Source organism: Terrihabitans soli, from assembly GCF_014191545.1.
Lineage (GTDB): Bacteria > Pseudomonadota > Alphaproteobacteria > Rhizobiales > Methylopilaceae > Flaviflagellibacter > Flaviflagellibacter soli.
Genome location: NZ_AP023361.1, coordinates 674,973 through 692,924, shown reverse-complemented (window position 1 = coordinate 692,924; position 17,952 = coordinate 674,973). Strand labels below are relative to the sequence as shown.

The 17,952-nt window shown below is 62.9% G+C and carries 16 protein-coding genes; 8 read left to right on the top strand and 8 right to left on the bottom strand.

The annotated features are described in order from the left end of the window. Window positions 1-32: 32 nt before the first annotated feature. Complete coding sequence (gene flhA / locus IZ6_RS03595) at window positions 33-2,096, top strand: flagellar biosynthesis protein FlhA (RefSeq protein ID WP_420825577.1); 2,064 nt, start codon at window positions 33-35, stop codon at window positions 2,094-2,096. Between the two features lie 440 nt (window positions 2,097-2,536). After that, complete coding sequence (locus IZ6_RS03590; protein ID WP_222876645.1) at window positions 2,537-2,749, top strand: hypothetical protein; 213 nt, start codon at window positions 2,537-2,539, stop codon at window positions 2,747-2,749. A 21-nt stretch (window positions 2,750-2,770) separates the two neighbouring features. Here the strand turns inward: IZ6_RS03590 and fliJ are convergent, their stop codons facing one another. Continuing rightward, window positions 2,771-3,187: a flagellar export protein FliJ gene (fliJ, locus tag IZ6_RS03585; protein ID WP_222876644.1), complete on the bottom strand. Its 417-nt coding sequence runs from the start codon at window positions 3,185-3,187 to the stop codon at window positions 2,771-2,773. A gap of 26 nt (window positions 3,188-3,213) precedes the next feature. Continuing rightward, complete coding sequence (gene fliI, locus IZ6_RS03580) at window positions 3,214-4,539, bottom strand: flagellar protein export ATPase FliI (RefSeq protein ID WP_222876643.1); 1,326 nt, start codon at window positions 4,537-4,539, stop codon at window positions 3,214-3,216. 331 nt (window positions 4,540-4,870) lie between these two features. On the opposite strand from fliI, the gene ctrA reads away from it, so the two are divergent. Further along, a complete protein-coding gene (gene ctrA / locus IZ6_RS03575) occupies window positions 4,871-5,569 on the top strand; it encodes a response regulator transcription factor CtrA (RefSeq protein ID WP_222876642.1) in 699 nt (232 codons plus the stop codon). Window positions 5,570-5,643: 74 nt separating this feature from the next. Here the strand turns inward: ctrA and IZ6_RS03570 are convergent, their stop codons facing one another. The 6 genes from IZ6_RS03570 to chpT all read right to left on the bottom strand — a co-directional run bounded on the left by IZ6_RS03570 (window position 5,644) and on the right by chpT (window position 12,290). Next, a complete protein-coding gene (locus IZ6_RS03570) occupies window positions 5,644-6,504 on the bottom strand; it encodes a CheR family methyltransferase (RefSeq protein WP_222876641.1) in 861 nt (286 codons plus the stop codon). Beyond that, window positions 6,501-7,706 carry a protein-glutamate methylesterase/protein-glutamine glutaminase gene (locus IZ6_RS03565; protein WP_476718243.1) on the bottom strand — a complete coding sequence of 402 codons (1,206 nt, stop codon included), beginning with the start codon at window positions 7,704-7,706 and terminating at the stop codon, window positions 6,501-6,503. Before IZ6_RS03565 ends, IZ6_RS03570 begins: the two co-directional genes overlap by 4 nt. A gap of 27 nt (window positions 7,707-7,733) precedes the next feature. Continuing rightward, window positions 7,734-8,099 carry a response regulator gene (locus IZ6_RS03560; RefSeq protein ID WP_222876639.1) on the bottom strand — a complete coding sequence of 122 codons (366 nt, stop codon included), beginning with the start codon at window positions 8,097-8,099 and terminating at the stop codon, window positions 7,734-7,736. 28 nt (window positions 8,100-8,127) lie between these two features. Then, window positions 8,128-8,601 carry a chemotaxis protein CheW gene (locus IZ6_RS03555; RefSeq protein ID WP_222876638.1) on the bottom strand — a complete coding sequence of 158 codons (474 nt, stop codon included), beginning with the start codon at window positions 8,599-8,601 and terminating at the stop codon, window positions 8,128-8,130. Beyond that, window positions 8,598-11,492 (bottom strand): hybrid sensor histidine kinase/response regulator, encoded by a 2,895-nt coding sequence (locus tag IZ6_RS03550; protein ID WP_222876637.1) that lies wholly within the window; start codon window positions 11,490-11,492, stop codon window positions 8,598-8,600. The genes IZ6_RS03555 and IZ6_RS03550 overlap by 4 nt, the downstream gene beginning before the upstream one ends. Window positions 11,493-11,639: 147 nt before the next feature. Continuing rightward, window positions 11,640-12,290, bottom strand: coding sequence for a histidine phosphotransferase ChpT (gene chpT / locus IZ6_RS03545; RefSeq protein WP_222876636.1), 651 nt, complete (start codon window positions 12,288-12,290; stop codon window positions 11,640-11,642). 116 nt (window positions 12,291-12,406) lie between these two features. On the opposite strand from chpT, the gene cysQ reads away from it, so the two are divergent. The 5 genes from cysQ to IZ6_RS03520 all read left to right on the top strand — a co-directional run bounded on the left by cysQ (window position 12,407) and on the right by IZ6_RS03520 (window position 17,941). Then, the gene (gene cysQ, locus IZ6_RS03540) at window positions 12,407-13,216 is read left to right on the top strand and encodes a 3'(2'),5'-bisphosphate nucleotidase CysQ (RefSeq protein WP_222876635.1); all 810 of its coding nucleotides are present in this window, start codon (window positions 12,407-12,409) and stop codon (window positions 13,214-13,216) included. A gap of 202 nt (window positions 13,217-13,418) precedes the next feature. Then, a complete protein-coding gene (locus IZ6_RS03535) occupies window positions 13,419-13,997 on the top strand; it encodes a DUF1134 domain-containing protein (protein WP_222876634.1) in 579 nt (192 codons plus the stop codon). Between the two features lie 67 nt (window positions 13,998-14,064). Further along, entirely contained in the window at window positions 14,065-15,039 is a 975-nt protein-coding gene (locus IZ6_RS03530) for a hypothetical protein (protein ID WP_222876633.1), read from the top strand. Window positions 15,040-15,126: 87 nt separating this feature from the next. Continuing rightward, complete coding sequence (locus IZ6_RS03525; RefSeq protein ID WP_222876632.1) at window positions 15,127-16,296, top strand: extensin family protein; 1,170 nt, start codon at window positions 15,127-15,129, stop codon at window positions 16,294-16,296. Window positions 16,297-16,354: 58 nt separating this feature from the next. Further along, the gene (locus tag IZ6_RS03520; protein ID WP_222876631.1) at window positions 16,355-17,941 is read left to right on the top strand and encodes a peptide chain release factor 3; all 1,587 of its coding nucleotides are present in this window, start codon (window positions 16,355-16,357) and stop codon (window positions 17,939-17,941) included. Window positions 17,942-17,952: the final 11 nt, after the last annotated feature.

Below are 17,952 nucleotides of genomic sequence, written 5' to 3'. Positions count from 1 at the left end.
CCGCCGCCGGCTCGCGCCAGTTTGCCGGCGATATGCTCGATTTCCTGAAAAAGGGCGATATCGGGCTCGCGCTCGGCGTTCTGACCATCCTTGTCGTGCTGATCATGCCGCTGCCGCCGGTCATGCTCGACATGTTTCTGGCGTTCTCGATCATCTTCTCGGTTCTGATTCTGATGACGGCGCTGTTCATCCAGGCGCCGCTCGAATTCTCGTCCTTCCCCACGGTTCTCCTCGTCGCGACCATGATGCGCCTGGCGCTCAACCTCGCTTCGACGCGCCTGATCCTTGCCGAAGGCCAGAACGGCACCGCCGCCGCCGGCCACGTCATCGAGGCGTTCGGCAATTTCGTCATGGGCGGCAATTTCGTCATCGGCATTATCGTGTTTGCGATCCTCGTGATCGTGAACTTCGTCGTCATCACGAAAGGCTCCGGCCGTATCGCCGAAGTCGCCGCGCGCTTCACCCTCGATGCCATGCCCGGCAAACAGATGGCGGTGGACGCCGATTTGTCCGCCGGCCTCATCGACGAGGCGACGGCAAGAAAGCGCCGCAAGGATCTCGAGGACGAAAGCTCCTTCTTCGGCGCCATGGACGGCGCCTCCAAATTCGTGCGCGGCGATGCCGTCGCCGGCCTTCTGATCACCGTCATCAACATCGTCGCCGGCATCATCATCGGCATGGCGCAGCACGATATGTCGCTGTCGGAAGCCGGCTCCACCTACACGCTTCTGACCGTCGGCGACGGCCTCGTCACGCAGATCCCCGCGCTCATCGTCTCGACCGCCGCCGGCCTCCTCGTCTCGAAGGCGGGCGTTTCGGGCTCCGCCGACAAGGCGCTGATGGACCAACTCTCGGGCTATCCCAAAGCGCTCGGCATGTCGGCGGGCGTTATGGCCGTCATCGCCATCCTTCCCGGCATTCCCGCGCTGCCCTTCCTCGCGCTTGCAGGCGGCGCCGGCTATCTCGCTTTCAGGGCCGACCGCACGAGCCGCGCCAACGCCGCCGAACAGGTGCGCCTTGCGCAGATCCAAGCCGTGCAGGCGGCAGCGCCTCCGGCGGAAGAACCGATTTCGGAAAGCCTGCGCATCGACGATCTGAAGATCGAACTCGGTTACGGCCTCCTGCCGCTGGTCGATGGCCCCGAAGGCCAGGACCGTCTGACCGAACAGATCAAGGCGCTGCGCCGCCAGTTCGCGTCCGATATGGGCTTTGTGATGCCGTCGGTGCGCCTGCTCGACAATGTGCATCTCGGCGCCAACAACTATGTCATCAAGGTCAAGGAAACGCCGAGCGGCACCGGCCAGGTCTTCCCCGGCCAGTTCATGGTCATGGACCCGTCGGGCGGCCAGATCTCCCTGCCCGGCCATCACACGCTCGAGCCGACCTTCGGCCTCCCGGCGACATGGGTGGATTCGGCGCTGCGCGAGGAAGCCTCGGTGCGCGGTTACACGGTGGTCGATGCGCCGACCGTGATGTCGACGCATCTCACCGAAATCCTCAAGGCCAACATGGCCGAGCTTTTGTCCTATGGCGAAGTCTCGAAGCTGCTCAAGGACATGCCGAAGGAACAGGCAAAACTCATCGAAGACATCGTCCCCGGCCAGATCTCGATCACCGGCATCCAGCGCGTGCTGCAATTCCTCCTCGGCGAGCGCGTCTCGATCCGCGACCTCGGCACCATTCTGGAAGGCGTCGCCGAGGCCGTCGGCTGGACGCGCAACCCGGCCTCCATCGCCGAACATGTACGCACCCGCCTCGCCCGGCAGGTCTGCGCGCAATATTCCTCGCCCGAAGGCACGCTGCCGCTCATCGTTCTTTCACCGCAATGGGAGCAGGCCTTCCAGGAATCAATCGTCGGCCAGGGCGACGATCGGCAGCTCGCAATGGCGCCGTCGAAACTGCATGAGTTCATCGGCCTTGTCCGCGACCGGTTCGAGGACGCCGCGCGCCAGGGCGAGGTTCCGGTGCTGCTGACCAGCGCCGGCATCCGGCCCTTCGTCCGCTCGATCATCGACCGCTTCCGCAGCCAAACTCCGGTGCTGTCGCAGTCGGAAATCCACCCGCGGGCGAGACTTAAAACGGTCGCCGCGATCTAGCCAGCCATGCATCGGAAGCGGCGGTAGAAGTGTCGCAGCCTTAGCCGCCGCTTAGGCTTTCGGTTTTCAAACACGTCATTGATGCGGAAAAGCTTCCGTAAACCTCACTCCGTCTCGGTGACGGAGTGTGGCCGATTCCCCCTGAACCGAAGGTCGTTTTTGCCGTTTACTCCGCGCCCAATGGACTGGGGGGAACAGCCATGCTCGACGTCGGAGCCGTGATCATCTTTGCCTGGTGTGTGGTGATCTACATCATCGTCCAGGTTTGCGCGTACGCGCTTATCTTCTGACCCGAATGTGCGTGCGGACTCTGAGTCGCCCGGGCGGTCAAGAAGTTAACAAACTGTTAATAACGGGGGTAAACCCCGAACGTACTGGCTTTCCCGGCAGATCGGCACAGGATGCGATCAAGGGGGCGACGGAGAGTCGTGGAGTCAGTCATGTATCGTTCGCGGTATGCGGTTCAGGCCGACACCTATGCTCAGCTCGCAGCTGCAGCTAAGACGACGGCTGAGCGCGACGTCCTTCTATCTATGGAAAAATCCTGGCGCCATTTCGCCGAGAGCGATCGCCGGATCAACGAGGTGCGTACCCGCAACAAAGCGGTGTTCACGCGCAAGCCCGATCCGCGGCTGATGATCGCCGCGGAGTAAAAGTACCGATTCGAGTTTGGATCAGGAGGCGCGCCGGTTGTGCGCCTGCAGGCCGATTTCGTCCATGCTCGCCTGATCGCGGGTCTTTTCCGCCACCTTTTCGCGGGCCTGGTCGCGCTCATCGAGCAGTTCGACCTTCTTCAGCTCTTCGAAGGCTTCCGCCAGTTCGTCCTGAGCCTCAGCCAGCTGCCCCTTCATATCCTCGGCGGAGCGCAGAAGATTGTCGCGGCGGGCGCCGGCGGCACGGGCATAGGTCGGATAGGCGAAATGGCTTACATCGTGGATGCCGGCGCGCTGCTGCTCGGCGGCGATTTCGCGGTCGAGGTCCGACGCCATGCGCTGGAACTCGGCGATCATGGTTTCGATCTGCGAAACCCGGCGGCGCTTCTCATCGACATGGAAGCGTTTCAGGCGGATCAGGGTGTCACGCGATTTCATAGTGGCCTACTCATTACACAAGCCGGTTAGCGTTCAGTTTCCGAACTCGAGATAATTCGGGATAGACGCTCGTAAGCTTCCCTCATTGTGGTTGCTTCTTCCTTACCTTGCGAAAGAAAAGCTTCGAGAGGCTCATGCAGGGCAATGGCTTCGTCGACTTCGGCGCTCGAGCCGGCCCGGTAGGCCCCCAGCCGGATCAATTCCTCCATATCCGAATAGGTCGCCATGACCTGCCTTGCCTTGGCGACAAAAGGCATGAATTCCGGGTCGGCCGAGCGCGGCATGGTCCGCGAGACGGATTTGAGGACATTGATGGCCGGGTAGCGCCCGCGTTCGGCAATCGAGCGCTCCATGACGATATGGCCGTCCAGAATGCCGCGGACGGCATCGGCCACCGGCTCGTTATGGTCATCGCCGTCGACAAGCACCGTGAACAGGCCGGTGATGGTCCCCTCGCCGGCTCCCGGTCCGGCCCGTTCCAGAAGTTTCGGCAGTTCGGAGAAAACGGTCGGCGTATAGCCCTTGGCCGTCGGCGGCTCACCGGCTGAGAGACCGACCTCGCGCTGCGCCATCGCAAAGCGGGTGATCGAATCGATCATGCACAGGACCGCATTGCCCTCTTCGCGGAAATATTCGGCGAGCGCGAGCGTCATATAGGCCGCCTGGCGGCGCATCAGCGCCGGCTCGTCGGAGGTCGCGACGACAACGATCGAGCGCTTCAGACCGGCTTCGCCGAGATCGTCCTGCAGAAATTCCTGCACTTCGCGGCCGCGTTCGCCGACAAGGCCGATCACAGCCACATCCGATTTCGTGTATTTCGCGAGCATGGCCAGAAGCACGGATTTACCGACACCGGAGCCGGCAAAGATGCCCATGCGCTGGCCGCGGCAGCAGGTGAGAAACGTGTTCATCGCCCTGACGCCGAGATCAAGCGGCGCGCCCACCCTTTTTCGGGAATGCGCCGGCGGCGGAGAATTGCGGAACGGGAACAGCAGCGGCCCTTCGGGCAAAGGCCCTTTTCCGTCGATCGGCCGGCCCATCGCATCGATGACGCGGCCGAGCCATTTGGAATTGGGGCGCACGCCGGCATGGTCGGTGCCGACCAGCGCCTTGCAGCCGCGGCGCACGCCTTCCAGAGTCGCGAACGGCATCAGGAGCGCGCGCTCGTCCTCGAAGCCGACGACCTCGCACGGCACGGTGCGGCCCGGCCCGACCTCAATATCGATGCGCCCGCCCACCGCCATGGATCCGAGCGGGCCCGCAACTTCAATCAGAAGACCGCGCACACCGACGACGCGACCGAAGAGTTCGCGTTCGGGAATGTCACGGGCTGCCTGAATGAGGCCCTTCATCGGCGTTTCCTTTGATCGCCTTTATGATTCGCTGTGGATGGTAACGGTTCGTTTACGTCCAGCGTTAATGATTTGGCATCGGAAATTTAACCACGGGAATCTCCTCAACCGGACCGGGGCGGTCACTTGAATACGAGTCTGGAGAGTCGGTTAGCGGCTGAACCTAAGGTTTTCGTTTAAACTTTATTCAGCATGAAAATCGAGACTCCACAGTAGCTTAACTCAACCGCCCAGCCAGCTTGCCGACGCGAATCAAACTCTGTTAACCATTCGCGGGTAGCGTCCAGTTCAGGTGATTTGCCGGGCCGCAAGGAAGCGGTGGAGGGATAATATGCGCGTGCTTCTGATCGAGGACGACAGCGCGACCGCGCAGAGCATCGAGTTGATGCTCAAGTCGGAAAGCTTCAACGTTTACACGACCGATCTCGGCGAAGAGGGTGTCGATCTCGGCAAGCTCTACGACTACGACATCATTCTTCTGGACCTGAACCTTCCCGACATGTCGGGTTATGAGGTTCTGCGCTCGCTGCGTGTTGCCAAGATCAAAACCCCGATCCTCATTCTCTCGGGCCTTGCCGGCATCGAAGACAAGGTTCGCGGCCTCGGGTTCGGCGCCGACGACTACCTGACCAAGCCCTTCCACAAGGATGAACTGGTCGCCCGCATCCACGCCATCGTCCGCCGCTCGAAGGGCCATGCCCAGTCGGTCATCAACACCGGCGATCTGACGGTGAACCTCGACACCAAGACGGTCGAAGTCGGCGGCAACCGCGTGCATCTGACGGGCAAGGAATACCAGATGCTGGAACTGCTCTCTCTGCGTAAGGGCACCACCCTGACGAAGGAGATGTTCCTCAACCATCTCTATGGCGGCATGGACGAGCCGGAGCTGAAGATCATCGACGTCTTCATCTGCAAACTCCGCAAGAAACTTGCCTCTGCAACCGATGGCAAAAACTACATCGAAACGGTGTGGGGCCGCGGCTATGTGCTGCGCGAACCGCCGGAAGATATGCGCGCCAGCGCCTGATCTTAAGGTCTCGAGTCCGAAACAAAAAAAGCCCCGCTTCGGCGGGGCTTTTTTTGTTGAGGTGATTCGCGTTTTTAGCGCGTCGCGCCGACGGCAATCCGCATCGGCTGGCGGGCCGCATCGGCCGCCATATTGCGGATATACATGCCGCGCTTGTCGGGAACCGATTTGAAGCGGTCGCACAGACCGACCACGGTTTCTGCCGCGCCGAGAACCAGGAACCCGTCCGGCGCAAGCGAGGCCGAAAGGCGGTTCAGAATGTCGACCTTGGTCTGCTCATCGAAATAGATGAGCACGTTGCGGCAAAAGATGATGTCGAACGTGCCGAGCGGGCCGAAATCGCGCAGAAGATTGATCGGGCGGAAGGTCACCTTGCTGCGGATCTTCTGCGAGAGCTCCCACAGATCGCCGACCTGCTCGAAATTCTTGACCAGCAGCTGAATCGGCAGACCGCGCTGCACTTCGAACTGGCTGAAGCGGCCGGCCTTGGCCTTGGTGAGAACTTCACCGGAAAGATCGGTCGCCAGGATCTCGATGTTCCAGCCGGCGAGCTTGGCCCCCTGCTCTTCGAGCAGCATGGCCAGCGAATAAGGTTCCTGGCCCGTCGAACAGGCGGCGCACCAAATGCGCAGGCGGCGCTGCGAGGAGCGCTGCTGGATCATCGCCGGCAACATGGTTTCGGTGAACAGGTCGAAGGGCAGCTTGTCGCGGAAGAAGAACGTCTCGTTCGTCGTCATCGCTTCGACGACTTCGCCTTCGAGATTGGGCGAGCCCGCCCGAAGCTGCTGCATCAGCACCGCAAGCGAAGCCATATTATGCTTGCGCGCGATCGGCATAAGACGGCTCTCGATGAGATAGGTCTTGTCGCCGACCAGCACGAGGCCCGAGCGTTCCTTCAGGAACTTGCCCAGGAATTCGAGATCTGCGGGTGTCATCTACGCTCCCCCGTAACAATGCTGACAAGCTGGGGCGCAATCGAATTGAGCGGCAGGATCGCCGAGCAGGCACCCGCATGCGCCGTCGCGCCCGGCATGCCCCACACCACGCTTGTTTCTTCGTCTTGAGCAATAACCGCACCGCCGGCTTCGGCGATCGCCAGCGCACCGCGGGCGCCGTCCGAACCCATGCCCGTCAGAACAACGGCCAGAAGATGATTTCCCCACAGATCGCGGGCCGAATAAAACAGCGGATCGACCGCCGGCTTGCAGAAATTGACCGGCGGCTCGTCGGTGATGCGGACCACCGGGCCCTCCGCGCTCTGCGCCACCTTCATGTGCTTACCGCCCGGTGCGACATAGATCGTGCCGGCGTGGATGTGTTCGCCGTCGACCGGTTCGTGGCAGGGCACGCCGGCAACGCGGCCGAGATGCTCGGCCAGAATGGTCGTGAAGCTCGGCGGCATATGCTGGGTAACCAGCACCGGCACGCGCGGCAAAAGCGGCTTGATGCCGGCAAACAGCACCGCAAGCGCCTGCGGACCGCCGGTCGACGACCCGATGACGAGCGCGCGCGGCACGATGGCGGGCATTTTACGGACGCGCAGCGGCTCGTTGGAGCGGCGCAGGAACGAATTATCCGGCGGGCCGGAACGCTGTGCCGGATCGTTCAGAACTTCGCTGACGGCCGGACGGGTGCGCGGCGCAATCGGCGGGGGCGCGGGTTCGCCCTGACGGCGGGCGCGGGCGACCGCACGGCCGCCGAGCGCGCGGACGCGGTCGATCAGTTCGCGGCGGAAATCGTTCGTCGACGTCATCTCGCCGGACGTCTGGGGTTTGGCCAGGCAGTCCATCGCGCCGAGCGAAAGGCAGCGAATGGAAAGCTCGGCATTGCGGCGCGTCAGCGTCGAGGCGACGATCACGGCAAGGCCCGGCTGTTTCGACAAAAAGAGCGGCAGCGCGGTGACGCCGTCCATGTCGGGCATTTCGATGTCGAGGATCAGGACGTCGGGACGGACCCGGAAAAGATCGTCAAGGCCGCCTTTTGCGGAGCGGTGCGTCGCGACAACTTCGACGCCCCTCTCCTCTTGGAGCCAGCGCGAAACGATGCCGCGTACAACGAGCGCGTCATCGACAACCATGACCCTTATCGGGCGGTCATGTTCCAGGGAGGGGGCTACGGCAGGGATGGCCATACTCAATTACGCTCGCAAGTCTCGCTTTGCAGATTAGATCAGTCCGACTTCCTGGAACTTCGCCTCGACGATGTCCTTGTCGAACGGCTTCATGATGTACTCATTGGCGCCGGCGCGAAGCGCCCGGGCAATGTGAGCGACATCGTTCTCCGTCGTGCAGAAGACAACTTTCGGCGCATCGCCCCCCGGCATTGCGCGAAGTTCCTTGAGGAACTCGTAGCCGTCCATGACAGGCATGTTCCAGTCGAGGAGAATGGCATCCGGCATAGCCTGCCGGCACAGTTCAACTGCCTGGCTGCCGTCTTCGGCTTCCGAAATCTTGAAGTCGAATTTTTCGAGAATCCGGCGCGCGACCTTTCGGATCACGCTGGAATCATCGACCACCAAACACGTTTTCATCTCTAGCTCCTTTTACCCGCCGCCATCCCTACGCGGCCAGGTTTTCGGGTCCGTTGCGCAGAACTTCTTCGACATCGAGAACGACGAGCAATTGTCCATCCAAACGATGAACACCGTCTGAAATCTTCGCCCAGCGCGGATCGAGATTTGCCGGGTTGGCTTCGCGTCCGGACGCCGGCAGCTTCATGACTTCGCCGACCTGATCGATCAGAAGACCGTAGGCTTCGCCCTGATGGTCAATACCGACCGCCATCGGCGGCCTGGAACCGTCGCGCTTCGGCAGGCCGAGGCGCACGCGCATGTCGATCGCTGTCACGATACGGCCGCGCAGATTGAGAACACCGGAAACTTCCGCCGGGCCGAGCGGCACGCGCGTCAGCCGGTCGGGCGAGAAGACGTCCTGGACGCGGCTGATCGGAAGCCCGAACAGCTGCTCGTCGATGATGACGGTAACGTATTCGACGACTTCGTCGGAATTGGTGGTGGCTGCCGGCTTGTTCATGCCGCGTGCTCCATCTGAGCGGTGTTTTCTTTCAGCGCCGCGATCAGGCCGGGCCGGTCGAACTTGGCGACATAGTCGTCAAAGCCCGCTTTGCGGCCGCGCTCGAGCGCGTCTGCGGTGGTCAGCGAGGACAGCGCGATGATCGGCACGTTTGCATGACGTGAATCGGCGCGCACAGCTTCGGCTAGATCAAATCCGCTCATTTCCGGCATTTCGATATCGCTGACGACGACATCGAAGGTCTGGCCCGCCTTCATCAGGTTGAGCGCTTCGGGACCGCTGCCGACCGCCGTCACTTCGTAACCCGTCGCACGCAGAACCGGCAGGAGCATGTTGCGGAAGAAGGCGCTGTCGTCGACGAACAGAAGATGGCGCGGCCGTGCCGGACCGGTCTTGTTCTGCTCCTTGCGGATCAGCCAATCGTCGAAGGCGAGCGGCAAATAATGGGCGATGTCGATGATCTCGGTCGCCTGACCCTTGACCACGGCCGAACCGAGAATGCCCTGCTGAGTGGAGGCGACTTCGATATTCAGCTGATCCTCGACGATGTCGACGATCTCGTCCACGATGAGGCCCATCGAGCGTCCGTCTTCCGAGAAGACGAGAAGCGGCTGGGCGCCGTCTTCGCGGATTTTCGTTTCTTCCGTCACTTCGATCAACGGCATCAGGCTGCCGCGATACTGGACGAGGTTGCGGCCGTTCGAGACCTCGATCTTCTTGACGTCGATCTCTTCGAGACGCGTGACGAGCGACAGCGGAACCGCTTTGAGCTCCTGGCCGCCGGAGCGGAAGACCAGCATCGAAACCAGCTGGTTGGTCGTCGGGCCCTTGTGCTCTTCGGACTCGGCCGACTTGAACGCGGCGGCGGTGACGTCCGAGCCGACCGCATGAGCGATGCCGTTCGGATCGATGATCATGATCACCGAGCCGTCGCCGAGAATGGTCGTGCCGGAGAACATGGTGATGTGACGCAGACGCGAAGACATCGGCTTGACGACGATTTCTTCCGTGTGGAAGACGCCGTCGACGACAATGCCGAAGGTCTGCGGGCCGACCTGCGTCACGACGATGAAGCCGTTGCCGGTTTCCACGTTATCGGCATCGGCAAGGCCGAGCAGCTTGCGCAGATGGATGAGCGGCAGGAGCTTGTTGCGCAGGCGAAGAACCGGCGTGTCCTTGATGTGCTCGATCTGATGCTCGGACTGGGCGTTGGCGCGGACAAGCTCGATCACCGCGATCTGCGGGATGGCGAAGCGGTCGCCGGCGACTTCGACGATCAGCGCCGGAACGATGGCGAGCGTCAGCGGGATCTTGATGGTGAAGGTCGTCCCCTCGCCCACCACCGATTTCAGGTCGATCGTGCCGCCGATGAGATCGATGTTCGTCTTGACGACGTCCATGCCGACGCCGCGTCCGGACACGCTCGTCACCGCCGCGGCGGTCGAGAAGCCCGGATGGAAGATGAACTTCTGGATCTGGCTTTCATTCATGCGCTCGAGTTCGGACTCGGTCGCAAGGCCGTTTTCCAGGGCCTTCTTCTTGATGCGGTCGACGTTGAGGCCGCGGCCGTCATCGGCGATCTGGATGATGATGTGGCCGCCTTCATGGAAGGCCGACAGCCGGATCGTGCCCTTTTCAGGCTTGCCCAGCATTTTGCGGTCTTCGGTCGGCTCAAGGCCGTGGTCCGCCGAGTTGCGGACCATGTGCGTCAGCGGATCCTTGATGATGTCGAGGATCTGGCGGTCGAGCTCGGTCTCGGCGCCGTGCATGTCGAGTTCGATCTTCTTGCCCAATTCCTGAGCGAGATCGCGGACGACGCGCGGCAGCTTCTGCCAGGCATTGCCGATCGGCTGCATGCGGGTCTTCATCACGCCGTCCTGAAGTTCGGCGGTGACGTTCGACAGGCGCTGCAGCGGCGTCTTGAATTCCGACTCCTCGTGATGGCGGACGATTTCGAGGAGCTGGTTGCGGGTCAGCACCAGTTCCGAAACCATGGTCATCAGATGTTCGAGCGTATCGACGCCGACGCGGATCGACTGCGAGGCGATCGAGTTTTCGAGCTTGCCGCCACCCTCATCGTCGGCGGCAGCAGCAGCCGCCGGCTTTTTCGGTTCGGGCTTTTTGGCCGCGGGCTTCTCGGCAGCAGGCGCGGCCGGAGCCGGTGCGGCCGGAGCCGCGGCTGCAGGCGCCGGGGCCGCTTCGCGCTCATATTTCACCGGGCCGAGTTCCGGGCCGTCGGCCTCGCGGAACGCGCGCTCCAGCTCTTCCTCGGATACTTCGCCGATGCGCACTTCCTTTTCGGAGGGAGCGGCCGGAGCGGGAGCTGCGGCCTTCACCGGCGTCTCTTCGGGTGCGGTTTCGCGGAACGCCTTTTCGAGATCGTCGAGCGAAACTTCGCCCGGACGCAGATCGCGCTCGAGCGTCTGAACAATGATCGGCTTGTCTTCGGCCTTTGGCGCGGGCGGAGCCGGCGGCGGGGCGGCATGAGCCGGTGCATGAACGGCACTCGCCGTTCCGACCCCCTGCGACATGGCTTCGAGCTGGGAAATGATATCGCGATCCTCGCCTTCCGGCTCGGCTTCGGTGCGCTCGAGCTCGGCGAGAAGCGATTTGATTCGGTCGATCGAGGTCAGAACCAGCGAGACGGCTTCGGTATTGACCGCAGCACCGTCGCGGAACTTGCCCATCAGGGTCTCGGAGGCGTGCGCGATGGCTTCAAGCCGCGGCAGGCCAAGGAAACCGCACGTGCCTTTGATCGTATGGACCAGACGGAAAATGTTATCGAGGATCTTCGCGTTATTGGGATCCTGCTCGAATTTCACGAGTTCGATGTCGACTACATCAAGTGACTCGTTCGTTTCGGTGAGAAACTCCCGAAGAAGATCATCCATAACTGTCTCCCGACGCCAGCCCCCAAGCTTTTTCGGGCGTCAGGATGATTGGTAAAGTGAAACGGTTACCGCCGGGTTGAGGCCGATTTTCTTCCCAGGGCCGCCAGACGCCGTGCCCGTCAAACTCGGGTTATGGTTAACCGCGAGTTAAACCGAAGCTGTACGTGCGTGCAGCACGACAGTTTCGCCTTCCATATCAATCGATACGGACATTCCGGCCTCGCGCGCGACGAGCCCCGTATAGAAGGGCTGGATGACATGCGCATCGACCCGCCCGTCCGCCGGCGTACCGGCAAGGAGTTCGACGACGCCCGCGGCGACCCGCACCATCGGCCCCGTCGTTACGATCTTGAACACCGTGTCCGGTTCATTACCCTCGACCGTCACCGTGATCGTGCCGCCGCGCGGCACCGTGCTCATGGCGATGACAAGCATGTTCAGCAGCAGCTTGACCTTGTTCTTGGGCAGCAGCACGCGCGGGGCCGACCAGCTCATCTCAGCCTTGGCGTCCCGGACGATGCCCTGCGCCACCTGTTCGGCATCGCCGACATCGATCTGGGCGCCGGCGGAACCGGCCGCGCCGAAGGCAAGGCGGGCAAACTGCAGACGGGCGGAAGCCTGTTCGGCGCTTTTGCGCACGAGGTCGAGCGCGATCTCCCGCATCGCGGGGTCTTTCTCTTCCTCAAGCACTTCGAGCCCGTTGACGATGGCGCCGACGGGGCTGATCACGTCATGGCACAGGCGGCTCGCGATCAGGGCGGCGAGGTCGAGGCTCGCGAGTTCGATCGGCGTTGACATGACGTCTCCTTAGAGGGCATTGGGCGCGCAAGGACCCGAGGCGTGATACACCGCGCCTTCCAGATTCGCACCCGGCCCTTAGCTTTTAGCCCCAATATCGAGAACGCCGTCCCACCATGGACCGCCCGTCCCGCGCCCATACCGAACTCGTCCCGCTTCTCGCCCGGCTTGCCGCGGAGGCCGGACGGCTGATTTTGAGCTTTTCGGAGGGCGGCCTCGAAGTCCGCAGCAAGAAAGACGAATCGCCCGTCACCAATGCCGATGTCAGGGCCGAGGAAATGCTGCTCGAAGGCCTCGCGCGCATCCTGCCGGGCGTTCCTGTGCTCGCCGAAGAACAGGCCTCGGACGGCAAGGTCCCCGATACCAGCGGCACTTTCCTCGTCATCGATCCGCTCGACGGCACCAAGGAATATCTGTCGGGCCGCGCCGAATATACGGTCAATATCGGCCTGATCGAGGGCGGACGGCCTTGCCTCGGCATTCTCGCCGTCCCGGCTTTGGGCCGCTCCTATCGCGGGCTTGTGGGCGCCGGCGCCGCGCGGGCGCTGCATGCGCCGGGTCTTGTGCCGGCGGAAGACGCCTTCGCACCCATTGAGACCCGCCCCCTCGCTTCACCGCCGCTCGCACTCACGAGCCGCGGCCACAACGATGCGCAGACGGAGAAATTTCTCGATCTTCTGGGGGCGAAAGAACGCCAGCGGCTCGGCTCGGCCTATAAATTCGCGCTCGTCGCGGAAGGGAGTGCCGATGTCTACGCCCGTTTTGCGGGAACCATGGAATGGGACACCGCTGCGGGCGAAGCGCTTCTGACGGCGGCGGGCGGCGGGGTGCGCGATCCCGACGGCAGGCTTCTGCGCTACGCCAAGACCGACACCCGCTTCCTCAACGGGCCGTTCATCGCCTGGGGACGTGTGCCCCAAACATAGAGACGACGTTTCTCCCAAAACTAGCGAACACGTGTCCTCAAACACAGGGGATGCCGTTGCGAGGCGTAAAAAAGCCTTCGCTCGGTCACGATTCCGGGCGAAATTGGTGACGGATTCGCAGCCGCCGCCCGGCGGACGCCAGAAGATTACAAGAGCGTCGACGTCCTCGCCGGATCCAGCGGCCCAAAAGGGGTAACTTTCCATGCAGCTTCTTGCTTTGCGTACGGCCCTGGCGCTGGCGCTCGCGCCACTATGTGCCGCTGTCCTGACTGCGCCGGCCGCCGCGCAATATGAGCGCGATACCTATTCGACCGAAGAAATCGTCTCGAAGGGCCACAAATTCTTCGGCACCACCTCGCGTGAACTCGCAACCCTCGTCGAGCATGCCGGCAGCCGCTGGGGCCGCCCCAACGGCTATATTCTCGGCCAGGAAGGGTCGGGCGCCATCGGCGTCGGCCTGCGCTATGGCGACGGCAAGCTGTACATGAAGGACGGCGAGGAGCGCTCCGTCTACTGGCAGGGCCCCTCGGTCGGCTTCGACCTCGGCGGCGAAGGCGCCCGCACCATGATCCTCGTCTACAATCTGCCGAGCGGCGACAGCCTGCTGCGCCGCTTTCCCGGCGTGAACGGCTCGGCCTATGTCGTGGGTGGCCTCGGCATGACCGCGCTGTCGCTTGATGGAATTGTCCTGGTGCCGATCCAGACCGGCGTCGGGGCGCGGTTCGGCGTCAATGTGGGCTATCTGAAGTTTACCCCACGCGGGACGTGGAACCCCTTCTGAGCCTCTGGCCCTTATGCCTTCCGCGTGGCATATGACATCCACCGATAGGCGGAAAACAGGCTGACGAATGGTCGAGCCGCTACTCTACGCCGCGCTCGGCTTTCTGACGGCAAGCCTTGTTGCGTTGTTCATGGGACGAGCGTTGTGGAATCGAGCGGTGCGTCTGACGACGCATCGCATCATGCGCCGTCTGCCTTTGTCGCGGGACGAGATCGTCGCCTCGCGCGATCTTCTGCGCGCCGAAGTCGCCATCGAACACCGCAAGCTCGAGCGCCAAATCAATATCATGCGCGATAAGATGACCCAGAGCATGGCCGATGTCGGCCGCCGGGACACCGCCAATCTCGCACTGCGCAACGCGCTGGCCGACGCCAATTCGAAGCTCTCCTCCTCCGATGTGCGCGACAAGGCCTCGACGGACACGATCGAGTCGCTGCGGCACGAGGTCGAAGCCTTCAAGGCGCGCCTTGCCGAAATGAAGGCCGGCCTTGCCGAAGAGCAGCGCAAGGTCCGCGCCCGCGAGAAGGAGCGTTCGGACATCGAGTTCGTCGCCAATACGCGCCAGACCGACCTTCAGAACGCCTCCATCGAAATCAAGCAGATGAAGCTGACGGCCGAGACGCTGCAGAACCAGCTCGAAGCGACGAAGAAGGAATTGGGCGACGCTCAGGCGCGGCTCGAAAAGGCCAATGAGGCAGCGCGCGGCGAGACCCAGCGTGCCGATGCCGTGCAGAGGCTGCTCGCCACAAATGAGAAGAAGGCCGATATCGGCACAGAAGACATCAGCGCGCTCCGCCAGCAGATCGAATGGCTGGCGCTGGATCTTGCCCGGATCACCGCCTCGAACGGCAGCGCCGCCAGCTCGGCGAGTCCGGCCGCAACAACGAGCCCTGTGAACACGGCGGGCCCTTTGACCACGGCGATCCCTGTGACCAGCCCCGCCAATCCGACGAGCCCTGCCAATCCCGCCGAACAGGCGGCCTCCCAACAGACCGCGCATCAGCAGCAGACTTCGGTCGAAGCCGATATTTTCGGCAGCTGACTTTACCCTGCGCGTGAACCTCGCAGCCGTTCGCTGCGTTTAACCTAAGTGAACGTGCTCGCGCCTGCTCTCCTCCTGTTTGTGAGTTTGACCCTTGCTGCCTCGGCAGCGCCGGCGGGGCCGCCGCTGCACGCCAGCTCGCTGATTTCCGAAATAGCCGCGGCGATCGACGGGAAGACGAAGAAGCCCAAGAAGAAAAGGGCCGCGAGCAGCAAGCCCGCCAAAGCCCCTCTGCCCAAACCGCGTCCCGAGGCGCTGGCCGCCAAACCCGCTCCTGCGACCGAGGCCACGCCGAAGGACGGCACGGCAGAGCCCAAACCGACTGAGGCGAGCACTGAGCCCAAGCCCGAAGACATCGCCAAGATCCCGGCGCCCGTGCCGACACCGCGGCCGGATGCGCTGACGGTCAAGCCCCCGGCGGCGGAAGCCAAAAAGAACGAAGAGAAAAAGGCCGAAGAGAAAAAGGCAGAGAAGACAGAGAAGTCCGGCAAGACCGAGAAGACGGCGGAAAAGCCTGAACAGACGAAGGAAAACCCCGCCAGCACAAAGACATCCGAGCACGAGATGATTCACGCACCGGTGCCGGAGAGCGATACCGCCGAGTTCGTGCCCCTGCCCGCGCCGCGGCCCAAAAACATCAAGCCCGATTACGGCCCGCACCCGCCGCCGCCCGGCCTCGTCGAGGCCGAGGTGCCGAACGATCCCCTGCCCGATCCCGTCTGCGACGAGCTCGAGGCCAAAGGCGAGATCGAGTTCGAGCGCCTGCCGCGGATCATGGAAGGCCAATGCGGGGCGCTGACCCCGATCAGGCTCAAGGCCTTCACGCCCAAGGACGGGCCGAAAGTCACGCTGGAGAACCCGGTCACCACCAGCTGTCAGGTGGCGGGCACGGCGCTCGGCTGGCTGACGACCTCCGTTCAGCCCGCCGCCATCAAACATCTCGGCGGTACGATAAGGGAGTTCCGCCAGACCGGCGGCTATGAATGCCGGGGCCGCAACCGCGACCCAAGCGCCAAAATGTCGGAACACGGCATCGCCAATGCCCTCGATATTGGCGGGTTCGAGCGGGAAAACGGCGTCGTCGTCCCGGTCAGCGACAAGGGCGAGGCGGAACTCGGCTTCCTCAACGATATCCGCAAAGAGGCCTGCGGCCCCTTCACCACCGTGCTCGGCCCGGGGGTTGCGGCCCATGAGGAGCATTTCCACCTCGACCTCGCCCGCCGGGGCAAAGACGGCCGCACGACTTATTGCCGGTGAGGCCCTGGGCTGTTACCTGAAGGCCAATTCCGATCTCTAGAGAAAAGCCCCCGCGGCCATGACCGCAGATAAAGCCGTTGCGCCCCACGCTTCCCGCCGGACCTTTGCGATCATCTCGCATCCGGACGCCGGTAAGACGACGCTGACCGAACGCCTGCTTCTGGCGGGCGGCGCCATCCGCGCCGCCGGCGATGTGAAGGCGCGCGGCGAGCGCCGGCGCGCGCGCTCGGACTGGATGGACATCGAGCAGAAGCGCGGCATCTCCGTCACCTCTTCGGTGATGACCTTCGAGCGCGACGGCATCACCTTCAACCTGCTCGACACGCCCGGCCACTCGGACTTCTCGGAAGACACCTATCGCACGCTCTCCGCCGTCGATGCCGCCGTCATGGTGATCGACGCGGCGAAAGGCATCGAAACCCAGACACGCAAGCTCTTTGAAGTCTGTCGTCTCAGAGACATCCCGATCGTCACCTTCATCAACAAGGTCGACCGCGAAGGCGTCGATCCGCTGACTTTGCTCGACGATATCTCCTCGGGCCTTGCGCTCGATCTTGCGCCGCAGACCTGGCCCATCGGCCTCGGCACCGATTTCCGCGGCCTCATCGACATCACCGGCAAGCGCGCCATCCTGCCCGAAGAGCGCGGCGGCCGTGCCGCAAAGATCGTCGCTTTTAAAGACGCGTCCGAACTCTCAACCACCGGCATCGAACCGCATATTCTGACGCCGACGCTGGAGAGCCTTGAACTGGCCGAAGGCGTTCTGCCGAAATTTAATCTTCAGGCCTTCCGCGAGGGCCATCTGTCGCCGGTTTATTTCGGTTCGGCACTGAAGGAATTCGGCGTCGCCGAACTTCTGCAGGCGCTGGCCGATTTCGCACCGCCGCCAACAACGCGCCCCGCCAATGTGCGCAAGGTCTCGGCCGAGGAAAAACCGGTGACCGGTTTCGTGTTCAAGGTGCAGGCCAATATGGACCCGCAGCACCGCGACCGCGTCGCCTTCATCCGCCTGTGCTCGGGCAAGTTCAAACGCGGCATGAAGCTCTTTCATGTGCGCGAGAACCGTCTCGTCACCATCGCGGCGCCCATCTTCTTCTTCGCCCAGGAGCGCGAGACGGCGGACGAGGCCCTGCCCGGCGACATTATCGGCATTCCGAACCACGGCATGCTGCGCGTCGGCGATACGCTGACCGAGGGCGAGACGATCCGCTTCGAAGGCATTCCGAACTTTGCCCCCGAGATTTTGCGCCGCGTCCATCTCGACGATCCGATGAAGGCAAAACAGCTCGGCCGCGCTTTGCAGGACATGGCCGAGGAAGGCGTGACGCAGGTCTTCCGGCCTCTCATCGGCTCGCAGGCCATTGTCGGCGTCGTCGGCCCGCTGCAGCTCGACGTTCTCGCCTCGCGTATGGACAAGGAATATGGCGTTCCGATCCGCTACGAGCCGGCGCCCTTCGTCACCGCGCGCTGGATCGCCAGTGACGACAAGGGCCAGATCGACAAATTCCTCGATTCGAACAAATCCTCGGTGGCCGAGGACCGCGACGGCGCGCTCGTCTTCCTCGCCCGCAATGCCTGGACGCTCGATCAGGCCAAGCAGGACTGGCCCTCGCTGAAATTCGCCGATACCCGCGAGCGCGGCTAACCCGTCATAAC